Raw genomic sequence first — 19,698 nt, 5'->3', positions numbered from 1 at the left:
AATTCACGGCGTTCCGGAGGAACGCTATCTTATATAAAGAAAGTGAATCTCAATGGAAAAGAGATTAAAAACGTGAGAATGCAAATCAAAAGATTAAAGGATAGAGCATTTTTTGATTTATTAAATATTTTATCATTAGTACTCTTCAATAATTTATAATCTGGTTCGGAGTTGAACTCAGCATCTTTAGCTCAGGTATCGGGCTGAGCTGAGTTTATAGTGAGCCTGACGAACCAAACTATAGAAGCCTTTTTTCTGCTGAAAGCTATTTCTTAGGTTTATTGCTCATGTAGAAGACGATTTTTCCGCCATTCATAATATCCGAATGTTTTAGAGTAAAGTTTTTAATCTCTTTTCCGTTGAGAAGAATCTTTTTTACATAGACATTTCCCGGGCTTTGGTCAATGGCTTCGATTTCAAAATTCTTTCCATTTTCCAGTGCAAGAACAGCATTTTTTATAGCCGGGCTTCCGATAGCATAATCTTCTGATCCTGGTGCAACAGGATAAAAGCCTAGAGAACTTAGTATATACCATGCGCTCATTTGTCCGGTGTCGTCATTTCCTCCTAATCCATCCGGGGTAGATTTATACTGCATTTCCAGAATATGGCGGACTTGCTTCTGAGTTTTCCATGGCTGTCCTGCCCAGTTGTAAAAGTAGGCCACATGATGTGCCGGTTCGTTGCCATGCACATAGCCGCCAATAATGCCTTCGCGGGTAATATCTTCAGTATCTGCAAAGAACTCATCCGGAAGATGCATGGAAAATAACTGATCCAATTTTGAGGCAAATTTTTGTTTTCCACCCATTTGTTGGATTAATCCGTCCGGATTGTGGGGTACAAAAAAGCTATAGTTCCAAGAATTCCCTTCTATAAATCCTTGTCCGTGAGTGCTCAACAGATCAAATTCTTTTTTGAAGTTGCCATCTGCCATTCGGGGACGCATAAAGCCTGTAGTCTTGTCAAAATTATTTCTCCAGTTTTCAGAACGCTTTATAAACTGGTTGTAGATTTCAGTCTCGCCCAGATGTTTTGCCAGTTGAGCAATAGCCCAGTCATCGTAGGCGTACTCTAATGTATTGGAAACAGAAGTTCCATTTTTTTCTGCCGGGATATAACCTTTGTCTATATAATCTCCAATGCCTTCATAATTACGTTTGTTTGCAGTCGCTACACATGCCATAAGAGCAGCTTTTGCATCGCCGGTATAATTCCCTTTTATAATAGCATCAGCTATAACGCTTACACTGTGATAACCGCTCATGCACCAGTTCTCATTTGCGTAATGCGACCAGATTGGCAGCATTTTGAGAGATGACTGTTCATAATGAGCCATCATGGATTTTACCATATCTGCATTTCTCTTAGGCTGAATAATATTGAAATATGGATGGAGTGCTCTATAGGTGTCCCATAGAGAGAAGGTTGTATAATTGGTAAAGCCTTGTGCCTGATGAGTGTTCTGATCAAGACCTTTGTATTCTCCATTAGCATCCATGTAAATAGTTGGGTTAATAAAGGTATGGTACATGGCAGTGTAGAAGTTAACTTTCTGGTCTTCTGTACCTTTTGTGACTATTTTATTCAGCTCTTTGTTCCAGTTTTCCTGTGCCTTTGTTTTAATTTGATCAAAAGATAGATTTCCAGCTTCTTTTTCCAGATTTTCCATTGCATTTGCTTGGCTTACTGGTGATATAGCTAATTGTACTTCTATGGCTTCGTTTTCCTGAGTGTTAAAATCAAAATACATACGTATTTGCTTACCTGCAATCTCCGGGAAGTTTTTACTCTGATCGAATTTCCTCCAAAAGCCGTTATATACTCTTTTTCCATCATAGTTTTTTTGTCCGTAAGACTTGAAAGGCTTAGAGAACTTCATAGCGAAATAAACAGTACGTGTACGTGCCCAACCGTTGGTTTGTCGATAGCCTGTAAGTGTTCTGTCATCATTTACACGAACATAGGTCCATACATTTTTATTATTATAGTTATAGATTCCGGCCATAAGATCTAAAATAATATGTGCCTGGTCGGTTTTCGGAAAAGTATAACGATGAACGCCTACACGTGTAGTAGCAGTTAGTTCTGCCAGTATATTATAATCCTGAAGCTTTACTTTATAATAACCTGCTTCAGATGTTTCATCACTATGAGAGAAACGGGAACGATAACCACTTTCAGGATTAGAAGCCGTGCCGGGATTTAGTTTTAACTTTCCGGTGGTAGGCATCACAAGAAAGTCTCCTAAATCCGAATGGCCCGTACCGCTAAAATGAGTGTGGCTGAATCCTGTAATAGTTTTGTCTTCATACCGGTAACCTGCACAGTATTTATAAACATCACCATTATATTTTCCGTTCAGCTCATAAGAAATTGTATCAGTTTCCGGGCTTAATTGTACCGAACCAAACGGAACTGTGGCACCGGGAAAAGTATGTCCCATTTTTTCGGTTCCGATTAGAGGATGAACGTAGGGAGTGAGTTTTTGTAATTGTTGTCCATTGATTCCAAAATAAGCAAGAAGAAATAAAAGGAAGGTAAATTTAGTTTTTTGCACTGGTTAATGATTTTCAATACATAAAAGTAAATAAAACTCCCGAAGTATTATTTATAACATGGTGTTAAAATAAATCTGATATATTTTCCCGTTGAATAATTTAGTATTTTTAACCAAAAAGAAAAACATGAGTATATATACACAGTCGATGCTGAAAGATGATGCATTGAAAGATAAAGTTATCATAGTAACCGGAGGCGGAAGTGGTCTTGGAAAAGCCATGACAAAATACTTCCTGCAGTTGGGAGCTAAAGTTACTATTACTTCCAGGAATCTTGAAAAACTTCAGAATACTGCTAAAGAATTAGAAGCAGAAACTGGTGGTACAGTATTTTGTGTTTCCTGCGATGTCCGCAACTGGGATGAGGTAGAAGCGATGAAAGAAGCTGTACTGAAAGAGTTTGGTAAAATAGATGTCTTATTGAATAATGCAGCCGGTAATTTTATTTCTCCGACAGAGCGGTTAACGCATTCTGCATTTGATTCTGTTTTGGATATTGTACTAAAAGGAACTAAAAACTGTACACTTTCTGTTGGCAAGCACTGGATAGATTCGAAAACACCAGGTACAGTTTTGAATATTGTAACCACTTATGCTTGGACGGGATCTGCTTACGTGGTGCCGTCGGCTTGTGCTAAGGCGGGTGTGCTGGCTATGACAAGAAGCCTTGCGGTAGAATGGGCGAAATACGGAATCCGTTTCAATGCAATAGCTCCGGGACCTTTCCCTACAAAAGGAGCATGGGAGAGATTGTTGCCGGGAGATCTTGTAGAAAAATTTGATATGACAAAAAAAGTTCCGTTAAGAAGGGTAGGAGATCACCAGGAATTAGCAAACCTTGCGGCTTATCTAGTTTCTGATTTCTCCGCATATATCAATGGAGAGGTTGTTACAATAGATGGTGGTGAATGGTTGCAGGGAGCTGGTGAATTCAATATGCTGGAAGCTATTCCACAGGAAATGTGGGATCAGTTGGAAGCAATGATAAAAGCAAAAAAATCAAGCTAGTCTTTTTGGATTAGATAAAATAAAATCGGGATTGTAAAATCCCGATTTTTTTATGAAGCCGTGTTATATTTTTTTAAGATCTTAAACCTGCTCTTGGTCCGTTAGATGCTGTAGTTGCCTGCATACGTGCTTTCTGATTTGCAGAAAACATATAAAGCGAAGCATCGTTAGAATAGTCCATATAGTTCATAAACATTAATGAACGTTGTACGCCGCCACAAGTTCCGTATTTTGGATATACCGGATCTCCAGTGCTTGCACTTGGTTGTACCGGAGTATCATCACAATAGTCAGTAGCACATCCGGAACCGTCCCCCCAGATATGTCTTAGGTTAAGATAGTGTCCGATTTCGTGTGTCGCAGTTCTTCCAAGGTTGAATGGAGCGCTGGCACCAGTTTTACCTACATATCTGCGGCCTAATACAACACCATCATTCCATAAACCGGCAGATTCCGGGAATGTAGCATAACCCAAGATTTCACCTTGAGGAGAAGGCATTGTGTTTACAATCCAGAAATTAAGATTTTTAGAAGGGGCTGTTGCATCTATACCACCTGTCGATGCTTTTTTCATTGCATCGTTTGTATAGCTCCAGCTGCTTTTGCTGCTTTGTTTTCTGTTAACAGCTGCTAATTTGAATTTTACTTTTACATCTCCGGCAGCTACTGGAAGGAATTCTGAAGGAATTTTTGTGATATCTGAGTTTGTAGCTGAGTAGTCTTTGTTCAGGATATCGATTTGTTCCTGTAGAATAGCGTCAGAAAGATTATCGGCTGTAGTTTTGTAAATAACATTGAAAACTACAGGTATTTCCACAGTGCCATCCGGAAGAACAGCCATGCCGCTAAGTTGTCTGCCTGTACTTGCTTGTTTTTCGAAATTTGCCGACATAGCTTCGATGCTGTTATAACGACGAAGTGCGCTAGCATCTGTTTGTAGCAAGTTTTGTCTGATTTCTTCTGATGGACAAAGTCTTGCAGTTGCATCTGTAGATGCATTAAGTGTTGTTTGGTTCTGAGAGTTTGCCGGCATCTCAGTTTCAGGGTCATTTTTACAGGAAGCAAGCATAACTAATGCTGTCATTCCTAAGAATAATTTCTTCATAATAAAATTTGATTGATTTAGTCTAGCGAATATATAGAAATTTCAATACAATGTCTTAAAAAATGTTATTTACCGTATAATTGTTTTAAAATATCAATGTATATGTATAGATTATTTATACTATTCTTTGTTTTTATGGTATTATTGTATTTCTTGGAAGAAATAATTTTGAACATAAATTATCTAAAATTTAACAGAAAAAAAGTAGATAAATTATCTGATATTTTTTTTCAATCACTTTTGTGAGTCAGAATAGTTAAAAAATATCGGGTATCAATAAATAACGATATACAGCCATTTTACATGTGATTTAAGCAGGCTCTAAAATGTTAGTAAGTTTATTTTGAACAAGTTTTTTTATTTTTGATAACCATAAAAACTTAATAACCAATATGAAATCTCTTTTAACTGCACTCATTTTCGTGCTGAATATATGCCAGCTATGCCTGGCTCAGGATTTTAAATCTGTGAATAATCTTGCGCAAAGACAATTTCCCTGGCTTGCTGGTAAGTTAATTCTGAAGTCTATTCCAAAAGAAAAGGATGCAGATGTTTTTACCTTAGAAACGCGAAATAATCAATTATATATTTCTGCATCATCGGCCAGCGCAGCATCCAGAGGACTAGACTGGTATGTAAAGCATTATGCGCATCAGAGTGTTTCTCATTTTGGAAATAATATCCGAAATATAAATAAGCTTCCGATAGTTAGTCCTTTACTGAAAAAGACTTCTTTGGTTCCGTATCGTTATGCCTTGAATTATTGTACCATTAACTATTCTTTTAGCTTTTATACCTGGGAGGATTGGGAAACAGAATTGGACTGGATGTCTCTGAATGGAGTCAATATAATGTTAGCGCCAGTGGGAACAGAATTAGTATGGTATAATACTTTACTAAAGCTGGGTTATACAGATGCTGAAGCAAAAGCTTTTGTTCCGGGACCTGCTTTCACGGCATGGTGGCTTATGGGAAATCTTGAAGGATGGGGCGGCCCTGTAAGTGTGGATATGATGAATCAGCAGGCAGAACTTCAGAAAAAGATTTTGAGAAGAATGAAAGAGTTGGGCATTGAACCAATATTGCAGGGGTTCTATGGAATGGTGCCACATGATCTGAAGAATAAAATAAATGAGGCAAAAGTGATAGAGCAAGGGAAATGGGCAGGAGGATTTCAGCGTCCGGGGATTTTAGATCCTACAACAAAACTGTTTTCCAAAATTGCAGATACCTATTATACTGAAATGAAAAATCTGTATGGAAAAGATATTCATTATTTCGGAGGGGAGCCATTTCATGAAGGAGGAAAAACCAATGGACTGAATCTGAGAAATGTAGCGGAAAATATTCAGTCCTCTATGCAGAAAAACTACCCTAACAGTACCTGGGTTCTGCAGGGTTGGCAGCAAAATCCATCAGATGGTTTGTTAGCGGGACTGAAAAAAGAAAATACACTTATTATAGAGCTCTTTGGAGAGAATACCGCTAATTGGGAAAAAAGAAAAGGATATGGAGGAACCAGTTTTATCTGGTCTAATGTGAGTAACTTCGGAGAGAAAAACGGATTGTATGGCAAATTGCAGCGTTTTCTGGATGAGGTTTTCAGAGCTAAAGAGAGTGTTTACGGTGCGAATCTAAAAGGGGTAGGAATTATTCCGGAAGGTATTTTTAATAATCCTGTAGCGTACGATCTTATGCTGGATATAGCATGGTATAATGAGAAACCTGCCCTCGACGAATGGCTTACTGAATATACTAAATACAGATATGGTAAGGAAAATCAGAATGTAATACAGGCATGGAAAGAATTTGCACAGACTATTTATAGCAGTCCCGATGTGTATCAGGAAGGACCATCGGAAAGTATTTATTGTGCAAGGCCTTCTCTGAATGTTAATCCGGTATCTTCATGGGGTACACGAAAACGAAATTACGATCAAAGCCGATTCAAAGATGCCGTGAAGGTCTTTGTAAAAGCAGACGCTGATTTTAAAGATTCGGAGACTTACCAGACGGATAAAATAGATTTTCTGCGACAGGTATGGGCCAATAAAGGAGATATTGTTTATGATGAACTGATAAAAGCCATTAATGCAAAAAAGGCTTCAGATATTCAGAAATCAGGAATTCAGTTTCTGGATATGATTTCTACTCAGGATATACTTTTGGGAAATAATGTACATTTTACTTTAAACAGGTGGCTGAAAGAGGCAGAGCGCTTTGGGAAAAAACTTCCGGATGCTCAAAATGTAATGTTTAATGCCAAGTCCCAGCTTACTTATTGGGGACCGGATAATAATCCTAAAACAGATCTTAGAGATTATGCTCATAAAGAATGGAATGGCTTATTGGGTTCCTTATATTATAATCGATGGAAAGTATTTATTGAAAAGGCACAAGCGGGTGTAATTACTGATCCTGCAATTTTTTATAATATGGAAGTAGAGTGGTCTAAAGGAAAGGATATGTATGCTCCTAAGAAAACAAATACTTCTCAAATGAAATTATTACAGGAGAAAATTCTGAAATAAAGAATTAACGGTTTTTATATTTTACTTAATTCTTTTTTAAAATTTGTTGTAACAGAATAACTTCCATAATTTTAGAGGAAAATTAATATATGAAAATAAATATTGTTAAGATCTTTACAATTTCAGCGTATTTCTTAGCTGTATCAAATTTGAGTGCTCAGCAAGCTTCAAATTATGATTATAAAGAGGCATTTAAAGAGCCTTTCTATACCTATAATGGTAATGAGTTTCGTTCAGCAAGTGGCCAGCCGGGTACTAAATACTGGCAAAACCATGCTAACTATGTTTTAAATGTAACTTTAGATGATGCCCAAAATCTTTTTACAGGGAGTGCCGAAGTTCAATATACCAATAATAGTCCGGATGAACTGAAATATATTTGGTTTCAGCTCGATCAGAATTTATTCAAAAAAGAATCCCGTGGTAGCGCAATGATTCCGCTTAACAACTCAAGATATGGATCAAGTAACTCAGATTTTGAGGGCGGTTATACTATAAAGTCGGTAAAAGTAGATGGTAAAGAAGTAAAATACACAATTACAGATACCAGAATGCAGGTAGACTTGCCTAAGGAACTGAAATCTAACGGAGGTTCTGTAAAAGTTAAGGTCGATTATTCTTTTGTTTCTCCGGAAGACGGAGCAGACAGAATGGGGTATCTGAAAACGAAAAATGGTAAGATTTATACAATGGCACAGTGGTATCCTCGTGTTGAGGTATATGATGATATTAAAGGCTGGAATACGGTCCCGTATTTAGGACCTTCAGAGTTTTATCTGGAATATGGTGATTTTGATGTTACGATTACTGCCCCAAATAATTTTTATGTTGTCGCTTCAGGAGAACTGCAAAACCCTAAAGATGTATATTCTTCTCAGCAGTTGAAAAAATGGGACGATGCTAAAAATAGTGAAAAAGCTGTAGTGATTCGCTCAGCTTCAGAGGTAGGAGAAAATACAGCTAAAAGCGGAAATAAAACCTGGAAATTTAAGATGAAACAAAGCCGTGACTTTGCTTTTGCAGCATCACCGGCATTTATTTTAGATGCAGCAAAAATTAATCTTCCTTCCGGTAAAAAGTCACTAGCTATTTCTGCTTATCCGGTGGAAAGCGACGGACAGGGTGCGTGGAGCAGATCTACAGAATACACAAAAGCTTCTATTGAACATTATTCTAAGCAATGGTTCGAATATCCTTATCCGAATGCAGTGAATGTTGCAGGTATAACAAATGGTATGGAATATCCCGGGATTGTATTTTGTAAATATACATCGAAAGGTGCCGGACTGTGGGGGGTAACTGACCATGAATTTGGACATACATGGTTCCCGATGATTGTAGGATCTAATGAAAGAAAGCATGCGTGGATGGATGAAGGTTTCAATACATTTATCAATGGTATTTCTACAGAGGCTTTCAATAATGGAGAATACTATAGAAAAGGTTCTGCACGCGGTATGACCGGATATCTGTTCAGTGATAAACTGGAGCCTGTAGATACACCTCCAGATGCGATGAGGGAATCTAGTATTGGTGCTTTAGCTTATTACAAGCCAGGAACAGCACTTAAGATTTTGCGTAACAATGTAATAGGCAAGGAGAGATTTGATAAAGCTTTCAGAGAATATATTAACCGTTGGGCTTATAAGCACCCGGTTCCGGATGATTTCTTCCGTACTATGGAGAATGTAGCCGGAGAAGATCTGGGTTGGTTCTGGAGAAGCTGGATCCAGAATAACTGGAAACTGGATCAGGCTATTTCAGGTGTTAAATATGTGGATAACAACTATACTAAAGGTGCTGTAATAACTATTCAGAATCTTGAGAAAATGCCAATGCCTGTAGATTTGAGAATTCAGTTTAAAGATGGAAGCCAGCAGGATATGTCTTTACCTGTAGAAATCTGGAGAAGAAATACAGAATGGACATTTAAAGTTCCGACGACAAAAGAGATACAATCTGTGATTATTGATCCGGATGGAAACTTCCCGGACATCAATCCTTCTAATAATGTTTGGAAAGGGTAGGTCAGATAAGAATCAAAGGAATTACAGATTTACGAAAGAGAAATAAATGAAGAATATTTTTTTAGGATTAGTGTTTGGATTGTCCTTATCAGCTTTTGGGCAAGAACTAAAAGTAATGAGCTTTAATATACGGATGTCTACAGATTCGGATAAAGATAATTCGTGGAAGAATCGTAAAGAAGAAACTTTGCATCTTATGGATTACTACCATCCTGCAATATTAGGTGTTCAGGAAGCTTTACCAGAACAGATGAAGGATATCAAAAATGGACTGGCTGACTATGATTATATTGGTGTTGGTCGTGATGATGGTAAAGACAAAGGCGAGTTTTCTGCAATTTTTTATGATACTAAGAAACTGAAAAAACTTCAGGGGAGTACTTTCTGGTTATCGGAAACTCCGGATAGACCTTCAAAAGGCTGGGATGCTGCATTAAACAGAATATGTACCTATGCACTGTTTCAGGATCTGAAAACCCAAAAGAAATTCTGGGCATTCAATCTGCATTTTGATCATATCGGGAATGAAGCCAGAAAACAGTCTTCAAAGCTAATTTTGAAGAAAATGAAAGAACTGAATAAGGAAAATTATCCTGTAGTACTTTCCGGAGATTTCAATCTAACAGAAGAGACGGAGCCATTGAAGATTATTGCTGGTGAAATGAAGGATTCTTTTTACAATAGCGAAAAAAAGCAATATGGCCCGAAAGGAACATTTCAGGACTTTAATATAAATGTTCCGGCTAAAGACCGCATCGATTATATTTTTGTGAAAGGCTTCAGAGTTTTATCACAAAGGCATATCAATGACAGAAGAGAAAATCTGCTTTATCCCTCGGATCACTTTCCGGTACTTGCGGAATTGAAGTTTGAAAAATAAAAGAAACGCTGCCAATGGCAGCGTTTCTTTTATAAAATAGAATTTGTGTTTAACATTGATTTAAGCGTAAAGGAACACATTCATTGTTTGAGTTGCAGCAGGTTCTGGCTGGGCAAACTTTATCATCTAGAATGTTGCCATCATCATCTGCTATAAGCATGCATACCGGATAGCCTGGTATTGGGTCTAATTTTCCTCCGATGATTTCCTTTAATGTACTCCTTTTTAATGGATTTAATAATTTGTCTTTCATATCCGAAATATTAAATGCACATATATCTTCTTGGATCTCTGCAAATATTACCTGTACTACAGCATAGTCCTCTAGGGCAGGACATATCTTCCTGACATTCTGTAATAGCAGCTCCGCCACTAATTTGCTTTAAACTTTTTCTTACTAATTTTTTCATGATGGGTTTATTTTTGATTATTCAATAGGTGTTGGCCAGCATTCTGATTGTGCACAAGAAAAACTTATCTGTGTACAGGTTTCAGTAGCGCAATTTCCACTTGTTGATCCGTCAGGATAAATAATTCGGACACATCTGCAATCTAGTTTGCCTCCTAAAATTGTTTTTAAAGAACTTCTTACTAACTTTTTCATGATAGGTTGATTTTAGGTTATTCTATTGGAGCTGGTTGACACTCTTGTTGAAAACATGCAATACTTATTTGTGTACAAGTGTCGGTAGCACAATCTCCACTTGTTGAACCGTCTTGATAAATAACTCTTTGGCAATAGCAGTCTAATTTTCCTCCTGAAATAGCTTTCAGTGAATTTCTTTTTAATTTTTTCATAATTAAATATTTGGTTGTTATTTGATGAAATGCTAATATAGTAAAAATATGATATTTATCATGTTTATGTATTGAATATTTTTATTGTTAAGTGTTTAATAGATAAAAGATTACGCCGCAAGCAATGCCTGCGGCGTAATCCGATAAATAAAATATGATATATGAAAAAATGTTTTTTTACTGGTCAGTTGGTCTGAATACCAACCCACTTTCTTCGAAGTAGTCTAATGTAATTCTGTCACCATCATTAACATTTCCTGCAAGAATTTCTCTGGAAAGTTTATTCAGTACTTCCTGTTGGATTACCCTTTTTAGAGGTCTTGCTCCGAATGCAGGATCGTAACCTTTGTTCATCAGATAATCGATTGCATCCTGAGTAGCTGTCATAATGATATTACGTTTTGCTAACATCTCATTGAATCCTCTTAACTGATATTGTACAATTTTTCCGATCTCTTTTTTACTTAAAGGCTGGAATAATACTACTTCATCAATTCTGTTCAGGAATTCCGGACGAAGACTTTGTTTTAGAAGATCAAAAACTTCATCTTTTGTTTTCTCAATTACCTCTTCGTGATTTTCATCAGTAAGGTTTTCGAAATTTTCCTGTATCAGATGAGATCCAAGGTTAGAAGTCATTATGATAATTGAGTTTTTGAAATTTACCACACGCCCCTTGTTATCTGTTAAGCGCCCATCATCCAATACCTGTAGTAAAGTATTAAACACATCCGGGTGAGCTTTTTCAATTTCATCCAGAAGAACAACAGAATAAGGCCTTCTTCTTACAGCTTCCGTCAATTGTCCACCTTCGTCATAACCTACATATCCCGGAGGAGCACCAACTAATCTGGAAACACTATGACGTTCCTGATATTCACTCATATCGATTCTGGTCATATTGTTTTCATCATCAAAAAGGAATTCTGCCAGAGCTTTTGCCAGCTCTGTTTTACCCACACCTGTAGTTCCCAGGAATAAGAATGAGCCAATAGGTTTTTTCTCGTCACTCAGCCCGGCACGATTTCTTCTGATAGCATCCGATACTGCCTGGATAGCCTCTTCCTGTCCGACAACTCTTTTATGAAGTTCATCTTCTAAGTGAAGTAACTTTTCTCTTTCAGACTGGATCAGCTTAGTTACTGGTATACCTGTCCATTTAGCAATAACTTCCGAAATATTTTCTGCAGTAACTTCCTCTTTTATCAGTTCGTTCTGGTGGTTTTGCATTTCGAGTTCTATTTTGCTTAGCTCTTCTTCTTTTTCGCGAAGTTTTCCATATTGGATTTCAGCTACTTTTGCATAGTCACCTGTTCTGGAAGCTCTTTCAGCTTCTAATTTCAATGACTCAATATCTTTTTTGATCTGAGTTAAATCCTCAGATTTTTGTTTTTCTTTTAGCCACTTGGCATTTATAGTATTACGCTCTTCATTTATTCTGGCCAAATCTTCTTTCAGATGATCTATTTTTATCTGATTTCCTTCTCTGGAAATAGCAGCCAATTCAATTTCCATCTGCATTATTTTCCGGTCCAGAACATCCAATTCTTCCGGCTTGGAATTGATTTCCATTCTTAATTTTGCAGATGCTTCGTCAATAAGGTCAATAGCTTTATCCGGTAAGAAACGATCAGAGATATATCTTTGAGACATTTCTACAGCAGCAATAATAGCTTCATCTTTTATTCTCACCTTGTGATGGGCTTCATATTTGTCTTTAATACCACGAAGGATAGAAATTGCAGATTCAGTGTCCGGTTCTTCCACCATAACTTTCTGGAAACGACGCTCCAAAGCTTTATCTTTTTCGAAGTATTTCTGATATTCACTCAGTGTAGTTGCGCCTATAGCTCTAAGTTCTCCTCTTGCCAATGCAGGCTTTAGGATATTAGCAGCATCCATTGCACCTTCTCCGCCTCCAGCTCCTACAAGGGTATGGATCTCATCAATGAAAAGGATGATTTGCCCGTCAGATTTTATAACCTCATTTACAACAGACTTCAGACGCTCTTCAAATTCACCTTTGTATTTTGCTCCGGCGATTAATGCACCCATATCCAATGAATATAAAGTCTTATCCATCAGGTTTTCCGGTACATCTCCGGAGATTATTCTGTGTGCTATACCTTCAGCAATTGCTGTTTTACCAACACCTGGTTCTCCAATCAGAATAGGATTATTTTTGGTTCTTCTGGATAAGATCTGAAGAACTCTCCTGATTTCTTCATCACGTCCGATAACCGGATCTAATTTACCTTCAGCAGCTAATTCATTGAAATTCTTAGCGTATTTGTTTAGCGATTGATAGGTTTCTTCTGAACTTGCAGATGTGGCTTTGCTTCCTTTTCTAAGTTCATTAATTGCTCCTTCCAATAGTTTGCGGGTAATACCCATATCTTTCAACATTTGAGAAACGGGTGAGTTAGTTTCGATTAATGCTAACCAAAGGTGCTCAATGGTTACGAATTCGTCTCCCATTTTCTTTGCTATATTAGGAGCATCCAGCAATACCTTATTTGCATTCTGAGAAAGATAAATATTTCCGCCCTGAACTTTAGGAAGACTTTCTATGCTTTCACGGTTTCTCTCCCTTACTAAAGCAGCATCTGCTTCAGATTTTTTTAAAAGGAAAGGTGATATATTTTCATCTACCTGAAAAATTCCTTCAAGTAAATGTTGAGGTTCAATACTCTGGTTGCCAAATTCCAAAGCTGTTTGTTGTGCAGCCTGAATGGCTTCTTGTGATTTTACGGTATATTGGTTTAAGTTCATATTTGATATTTTTTGTAATTTATTCTTTTGGGTTTGAAACTTGAGATTTGGCTCTCCCGGATCGCCTCAGCAAGTGCTTGAGTTTTGATGCGTATTATACCAAATCTCAGATTTCGGTTTAATCATTTAATTCTGGTGTTTTGTACTCAAAATGTGTTCTATTTTGATTTATTCATAAAATTAGGACAAATTTTCCGGTTCTAAATTTCGAAAATGTTAATTTTGAGCCAAATTTTCCGAATTAGAGAAGAAATTAATTTTATTATATGCCATAAAATTTGTTATTTACACCACAGAAATAAAAATGATGAGAATACAAAACTTAGTTTTTGAAGAAATACACGAATTAATTCTTTTTAAAGATCTGGATAGGGCAGTAAAAAGAATTATTGATATTACCCTGGATACTGAGAATCTTCAGTTCTATAAAGAAACAAATGATTTCTTAGACTGGTTGGATACAAAACCTTCTGAAGATACTGTTATAGGAAAGCTAAATGCTTTGTTGGAGAAACTTCATGAAGAATTATCCGGAAAATCAATTGCAGAACCTCAAGCCGTAATTTCTGTGAAAGGCCTTACTAAGAAATATGGAGCGGGATTTACACTTGGCCCTATTGATCTGGAAGTAAAGTCCGGAGAAATTATAGGGCTTGTTGGAGAAAACGGAAATGGTAAAACAACATTACTAAGAAGTCTATGTGGAGATCTGAAGCCTACTTCGGGAAGTATTAAATATAGTTTTTCCTGTAAAGATGAATATGACCTGAGGACAAAGCTGGTTTATATTCCACAGAGAACAGATACATGGAGAGGAAGTATGTATGAAAATCTTGTTTTTACAGCGGCCAGTTATGGTTATAAGCCTGAAGAAAACAAAGCTGTAGTAGATCTTGTTATTACAAGATTAGGACTTCGCCCCTTTCGTAAACATTCATGGAACAGCCTTTCTTCTGGCTATAAAATGAGATTTGAATTGGCAAGAATGCTGTTGAGGAAGCCTAAAATTCTGTTAATAGATGAACCATTGGCTAATCTTGATATTCTTGCACAGCAAACTATTCTGGATGATTTCCGAAATATTGCGGGCTCACCCTACCGCCCTATTGCAATAGTACTGAGTTCTCAGCAATTGTATGAAGTTGAAAAGACTTCCCAGCAGGTTGTTTTCCTTAAAAATGGATCTCAAAGAAATCTGAAATCTCAGGAAGCTGAAGAGGTACAGTTCATTGTTGAATTTGAAACTGATGATACATTGAGTAATCTGAAAGAAAAGTTGTCTTCCATCTCTTTGGTATCTCTCGAACAAAACGGAGGAACCTTTGTAGCACATTTTCCAATGCATACTACGGTACAAACTTTCCTGGAAACTGTTCTTAAAGAAAATATTCAGTTGGTATACTTCCGTAATATCACTCATTCAACACGTCGTTTCTTCATTAAATAAAAGCCATGCTAGATAGAATACAAACAAAACTGTTATTAAAATATCCATTATTGTGGAACACGAAATTAATTCCGATGCTTATATTGGGCGTTGTAATCAATGCTATTTATTTCTTATTAGGTTATACAACCGGAACTGTAGATTTTACGGAAATCTATCAATATAATGATGATGTAACATTTTTTACTTTTTCTGTAATTATTTCCATTCTGGCACTTATTGTATGGCTGGTATTCTATTTTAGAAATAATAGTTTTAAGGCTTTTTATCCAAAGAGTAATAATGCCTTATTCTACGAATGGATTCACACCTACATTATTGTCTTATCACTTTCTTCTTTTTATTTCTTTTTCCAATGGGGAAAAGTAACCCATCAGAGATCTTATTATAGCTATCAGGATATTGTTACAAAAGGAAATCTGATTACTCAGATGGATTATTTTATCGATGCTCCATTTGCTGAAGGAGAATTGGATTCATTACAAATGGGTTTGCAAAAAGATGGTACCCGTATTAAAGAAAATGGTTACTTCTATAAAGATTCAGTTACCATTCTGGGGAAGAAATATCACAAAAATGCATTAATCAACAGAGAAGTTCAGGATAGATATTACGATAAGTTTACATCCATAAATCCGGAACCAAATGATGCCATTATGAAAAAAATACTGGCAGACAGAGATGAAGCGGAGATCAAAAAGAAGTTTCAGAATTATTTTGCATTGGTAAAATCGGTGAAGCTAAAAACAAATCTTACACCGGAACGCTTACTTGCTCTCAACTATCATCCGGAAACTGGTTATATGGAATATCAGCTCATCAACCCGATGTATCCGAGAGATACGGATGCTGCAGTAAGAAATGCCACCGGAGAGAAGAGCTATTCTAATTTTTATGTTGAGCAGGCTTTACTGAAAAGTAACTTTGCAACTTTAAAAGAGGCGCACAGCAGACCTATTATAGAAAAAGAGTTGGCTATTTTTATTTTCTATTTTTCGCTCGTATTATCATTTCTGATTTTTGCTTTCAGAACTACATCAGGAAGAAGCTGGCTTATAGCATTAGTCTCTTTGGGAATATTGAATATTGTTTTCGGACTCTTTAATGCTGTTACAGGAGGGGAGACTTATATGATCATGATGCTGCTCACTTTTGGAGTTATTGTTGCCTATCTGTGCTCAGTATTTGTTAATAGTAAAGTGAAAGCAAATTCAGGGATATTTGTTTGCATGTTCTTATTTACTTTTATGTGGTTTGTTCCGGCTTTTTGCTTTTTAGCAGATCAGAAAGATTGGTTTGAAATAGATAAAACAGCAATGTTTGGTTATAATTTTATATCGGTTGTAATCTCCTTTTTCTTCCTTTCGAAATATATAAAAAGGTGGAGAGCATTGCCCGAACAATAGTTAGTTAGTATTTTTGCAAAAAAACTAATCAATGCAGCTGAAAAAAAAGCAAATTGAAATACTGGAAGTAGCCATAGAACTTTTTAAAGAAAAAGGTTATGTTGGCGCATCTATGCGTGATCTGGCTGCCAGGCTGAATATAAAGGCAGCCTCACTTTACGCACATATTCGTTCAAAAGATGAATTACTGGAATGGATATGCTTTAGCATTGCAGGAAGATTTTTCGAAGGGCTAAATGAAGTAAAGAATGCAAAACTTCCGGCTAAAGAACGTTTGAATCTATTTATTGAAAAACATATTTCCACTGTCCTTGAAAATCCGGATGTTACCCACATTTATTCTAACGAGTGGAAGCATTTGGAAGAGAGGCTTTCTGAGTTTGTAGAACTTCGGAAGCAGTACCAAAGAGAAGTGGAACAACTTATATTGGAAATTTATCAGGAAGAAAATTGGGAGCTTAAATCTCCGACATTTACCGCTAAATTCATTCTTCATACACTGAATAATTCCTATTTCTGGTTCAAAAAAAATATAGAATCTACATACGAAATTACCGATGAAATCAGGGATAAAATACTTTATGGCCTTCTGGGGAATTTAAAAACATGATGGAAGTCATAAAAAATTTGCCAGAATGAAAATTCTTTTTATTTTTACAACTAACGAATGTTAGTTAGATTATGTATTTTTCAGTTGAACATTTAGAATTAGATCAGTTGCGGAAACTTCAGTCAGAAAGGCTGAAGAATCTGGTTGCTTACCTGGATGAGAAATCGGAGTTTTATAAACGAAAATTTAATGAATCCGGCCTGGCGTCTCAGGATATAAAGTCAATTGAAGATATTTCAAAACTTCCTATAACTTATAAACAAGATTTAAGAGATAGCTATCCATTCGGATTATTTACTGTTCCCAAAAGCCAATTACAGAGGATTCATTGCTCAAGTGGAACAACAGGCAAGCCAACTGTTGTAGGCTACACAAAAGAAGATGTGGATCTTTTTAGTGAGGTAGTTGCCAGATCTCTGAATGCTGCGGGAGCACAGCGGGGAATGCTGCTGCATAATGCCTACGGTTACGGAATTTTTACTGGAGGTTTAGGACTGCATTATGGTGCCGAAAAACTGGGAATGAGTGTTCTTCCTATTTCAGGCGGAATGACAGTAAGACAGGTGGATCTGATTATGGATTTTAAGCCTGAAGTTATTTGCTGTTCACCATCTTACGCGCTTACAATTGCAGATGAATTAGCTAACAGAGGAATTCCTGCAGAAGATATAAGCTTGAAGTATGCTGTACTGGGCTCCGAACCCTGGACAGAAATTATCAGAGGTCATATTGAAAAAAGGCTGGGTCTCCACGCAACTAATATTTATGGGTTAAGCGAAATTATAGGTCCCGGAGTTTCTATGGAAGATTGGGAGGAAAAAGGAGGCTCTTATATCTGGGAAGATCATTTTTATCCCGAAATATTGGATCCTGTAACGAAGCTGCCTGTTCCGTACGGTGAAGAGGGAGTTTTGGTCATTACGACTTTAACCAAAAAAGCAATGCCGCTTTTGCGCTACTGGACCAACGATATTACAAATCTTTATTACGATACCAATGCAAAACGGACAATGGTGAAGATGAAACCTATAGTAGGAAGGGCCGATGATATGCTGATTGTAAGAGGTGTGAATGTATATCCAAGCCAGATAGAAGATGCATTTTCTGGTATCAAGGGAGTTGTTCCCAATTATTATCTTACACCTATTGAAAAAGAACATATGTGTGTAGCCCTTGAAGTAGATGTAGAAATAAATAATGAAATGATCAGGGCACAACAATTTGAAATAAACAGTAACGACTATACCAACTTTATCCACAATTTTGCTGAAAGTGTGGAAGGTGAAATAAAAAGAAGAGTGGGGATTACCACAAAAGTAAAAATCCATGCTCAGGATTCTCTTCCAAAATGTGAAGGCGGAAAAATAAACAGAATACTCAAGAGAAAATGAACTCATTTTATAAATTAAAAACCGTAAAGGTTCAGAAGGATACGCAGGATGCCGTGAATGTAGCGGTTGAAATCCCGGAGGAGCTGAAAGATAAATTCAGATTCAGGCAGGGGCAATATATCAACTTCAGAATGATGATCGATGGGAATGAAGAACGACGTTCTTATTCTATTTGTAATGCTCCGAGTGAGAAAGGCAATGTATTGGAAGTATTGGTGAAATTACTGGAAGGAGGTAAGGTTTCAGGTTATTTCAATGAGCATCTTCATATGGATGAAATGCTGGAAGTGATGCCACCCATGGGCGGATTTAATACGACTTATCATCCCAGCAATACCAAAACTTATATTGGATTGGCTGCAGGTAGTGGAATTAGTCCGGTATTATCCAATTTGAAAGAAAGCCTCTATCAGGAACCAAATAGCAATGCTTATCTGTTTTATAGTAATAGAAGCATGGCTCATGTGATGAAAAAAGCTGAATTAGATAAGCTGGAAAAGGATTTTGGTGGAAGGCTGAAAGTAATTTACCTCGTAAGTAGGGAGAAACATGAAGATCCGGTTTTTGAAGGAAGAATATCGGCTGAAAAATTAGAACAGCTTTTTGAAAGATATCCGGATATTGATGTTCCGGAAGCTACATATTTTATTTGTGGCCCTGCAGACATGATCAAGAGTATTTCCGATTATTTGAAAAAAGAAAAGAAGGTTCCTGCAATTCAGGTTTTATATGAATACTTCACTGCACCGGATGAAGAAAACGCAGAAGAAATGAGTGAAGAGTTCAAAGCTATTGCTAATCTGGAGAGTATGGTAACAGTAATTATTGATGATGATGAATATTCTTTCCATCTTAATTCGAAAAAAGAAAGCATTCTGGACAAGGCATTGAAAGAGCAACTACCAGTGCCGTTTGCCTGTAAAGGAGGTGTATGCTGTACTTGCAAAGCTCAGGTATTGGAAGGCGAAGTTTTTATGGAAAAGAACTTTGCATTGACAGAAGATGAGGTAGAAAGAGGATTTGTACTGACATGCCAGTGCCATCCCACTACCAATGTGTTGATGCTGAATTATGATGTTTAAATTTATATTGATTATAAATAGTGAGTTCTAGCGGTTAAAAACTGTTAATTGTACTTGAAAACCAGTGGTTTATTGTTAAA

General features: G+C 36.8%; 16 protein-coding genes. 9 read left to right on the top strand and 7 right to left on the bottom strand.

Annotated features, from left to right (window positions below; translation table 11 throughout):
* Positions 1-265: 265 nt before the first annotated feature.
* Positions 266-2,560, bottom strand: coding sequence for a GH92 family glycosyl hydrolase (locus tag BAZ10_RS04250; RefSeq protein ID WP_078771002.1), 2,295 nt, complete (start codon positions 2,558-2,560; stop codon positions 266-268).
* Positions 2,561-2,687: 127 nt separating this feature from the next.
* Between BAZ10_RS04250 and BAZ10_RS04245 the strand changes: the two genes are divergently transcribed.
* Entirely contained in the window at positions 2,688-3,569 is an 882-nt protein-coding gene (locus BAZ10_RS04245; RefSeq protein ID WP_078771001.1) for an SDR family oxidoreductase, read from the top strand.
* 73 nt (positions 3,570-3,642) lie between these two features.
* On the opposite strand, the gene BAZ10_RS04240 is transcribed toward BAZ10_RS04245, so the two are convergent.
* Positions 3,643-4,674, bottom strand: coding sequence for a zinc metalloprotease (locus BAZ10_RS04240; RefSeq protein WP_078771000.1), 1,032 nt, complete (start codon positions 4,672-4,674; stop codon positions 3,643-3,645).
* A gap of 392 nt (positions 4,675-5,066) precedes the next feature.
* On the opposite strand from BAZ10_RS04240, the gene BAZ10_RS04235 reads away from it, so the two are divergent.
* The 3 genes from BAZ10_RS04235 (at position 5,067) to BAZ10_RS04225 (ending at position 10,112) form a co-directional block, all read left to right on the top strand.
* The gene (locus BAZ10_RS04235; protein WP_078770999.1) at positions 5,067-7,205 is read left to right on the top strand and encodes an alpha-N-acetylglucosaminidase; all 2,139 of its coding nucleotides are present in this window, start codon (positions 5,067-5,069) and stop codon (positions 7,203-7,205) included.
* An 89-nt stretch (positions 7,206-7,294) separates the two neighbouring features.
* Complete coding sequence (locus BAZ10_RS04230; RefSeq protein ID WP_078770998.1) at positions 7,295-9,232, top strand: M1 family metallopeptidase; 1,938 nt, start codon at positions 7,295-7,297, stop codon at positions 9,230-9,232.
* A gap of 46 nt (positions 9,233-9,278) precedes the next feature.
* Entirely contained in the window at positions 9,279-10,112 is an 834-nt protein-coding gene (locus tag BAZ10_RS04225) for an endonuclease/exonuclease/phosphatase family protein (RefSeq protein ID WP_078770997.1), read from the top strand.
* Positions 10,113-10,161: 49 nt separating this feature from the next.
* Here the strand turns inward: BAZ10_RS04225 and BAZ10_RS19205 are convergent, their stop codons facing one another.
* From BAZ10_RS19205 to clpB, 5 genes are all read right to left on the bottom strand, one after another.
* The gene (locus tag BAZ10_RS19205; protein WP_245803742.1) at positions 10,162-10,365 is read right to left on the bottom strand and encodes a hypothetical protein; all 204 of its coding nucleotides are present in this window, start codon (positions 10,363-10,365) and stop codon (positions 10,162-10,164) included.
* A gap of 10 nt (positions 10,366-10,375) precedes the next feature.
* Positions 10,376-10,522 carry a hypothetical protein gene (locus tag BAZ10_RS19200; RefSeq protein WP_223200215.1) on the bottom strand — a complete coding sequence of 49 codons (147 nt, stop codon included), beginning with the start codon at positions 10,520-10,522 and terminating at the stop codon, positions 10,376-10,378.
* A gap of 17 nt (positions 10,523-10,539) precedes the next feature.
* Positions 10,540-10,716, bottom strand: coding sequence for a hypothetical protein (locus BAZ10_RS18985; RefSeq protein WP_165690089.1), 177 nt, complete (start codon positions 10,714-10,716; stop codon positions 10,540-10,542).
* A gap of 17 nt (positions 10,717-10,733) precedes the next feature.
* Positions 10,734-10,910: a hypothetical protein gene (locus BAZ10_RS18980; protein WP_165689682.1), complete on the bottom strand. Its 177-nt coding sequence runs from the start codon at positions 10,908-10,910 to the stop codon at positions 10,734-10,736.
* 177 nt (positions 10,911-11,087) lie between these two features.
* The gene (gene clpB, locus BAZ10_RS04215) at positions 11,088-13,682 is read right to left on the bottom strand and encodes an ATP-dependent chaperone ClpB (protein ID WP_078770995.1); all 2,595 of its coding nucleotides are present in this window, start codon (positions 13,680-13,682) and stop codon (positions 11,088-11,090) included.
* Positions 13,683-13,986: 304 nt separating this feature from the next.
* On the opposite strand from clpB, the gene BAZ10_RS04210 reads away from it, so the two are divergent.
* The 5 genes from BAZ10_RS04210 to BAZ10_RS04190 all read left to right on the top strand — a co-directional run bounded on the left by BAZ10_RS04210 (position 13,987) and on the right by BAZ10_RS04190 (position 19,618).
* The gene (locus BAZ10_RS04210) at positions 13,987-15,129 is read left to right on the top strand and encodes an ABC transporter ATP-binding protein (RefSeq protein WP_078770994.1); all 1,143 of its coding nucleotides are present in this window, start codon (positions 13,987-13,989) and stop codon (positions 15,127-15,129) included.
* 5 nt (positions 15,130-15,134) lie between these two features.
* Entirely contained in the window at positions 15,135-16,535 is a 1,401-nt protein-coding gene (locus tag BAZ10_RS04205) for a hypothetical protein (RefSeq protein WP_078770993.1), read from the top strand.
* A 31-nt stretch (positions 16,536-16,566) separates the two neighbouring features.
* On the top strand, positions 16,567-17,145 hold the full coding sequence (locus tag BAZ10_RS04200) for a TetR/AcrR family transcriptional regulator (protein ID WP_078770992.1): 579 nt from the start codon (positions 16,567-16,569) through the stop codon (positions 17,143-17,145).
* A gap of 71 nt (positions 17,146-17,216) precedes the next feature.
* Positions 17,217-18,536 carry a phenylacetate--CoA ligase family protein gene (locus tag BAZ10_RS04195; protein ID WP_078770991.1) on the top strand — a complete coding sequence of 440 codons (1,320 nt, stop codon included), beginning with the start codon at positions 17,217-17,219 and terminating at the stop codon, positions 18,534-18,536.
* Positions 18,533-19,618, top strand: coding sequence for a 2Fe-2S iron-sulfur cluster-binding protein (locus BAZ10_RS04190; RefSeq protein ID WP_078770990.1), 1,086 nt, complete (start codon positions 18,533-18,535; stop codon positions 19,616-19,618). The genes BAZ10_RS04195 and BAZ10_RS04190 overlap by 4 nt, the downstream gene beginning before the upstream one ends.
* Positions 19,619-19,698 lie beyond the last annotated feature (80 nt).

Origin of the sequence: Elizabethkingia occulta, from assembly GCF_002023715.1 — a bacterium.
Classification (GTDB): domain Bacteria; phylum Bacteroidota; class Bacteroidia; order Flavobacteriales; family Weeksellaceae; genus Elizabethkingia; species Elizabethkingia occulta.
Note: the sequence above shows the minus strand (reverse complement) of the source record. Positions and strands in the feature narration are given on the sequence as shown.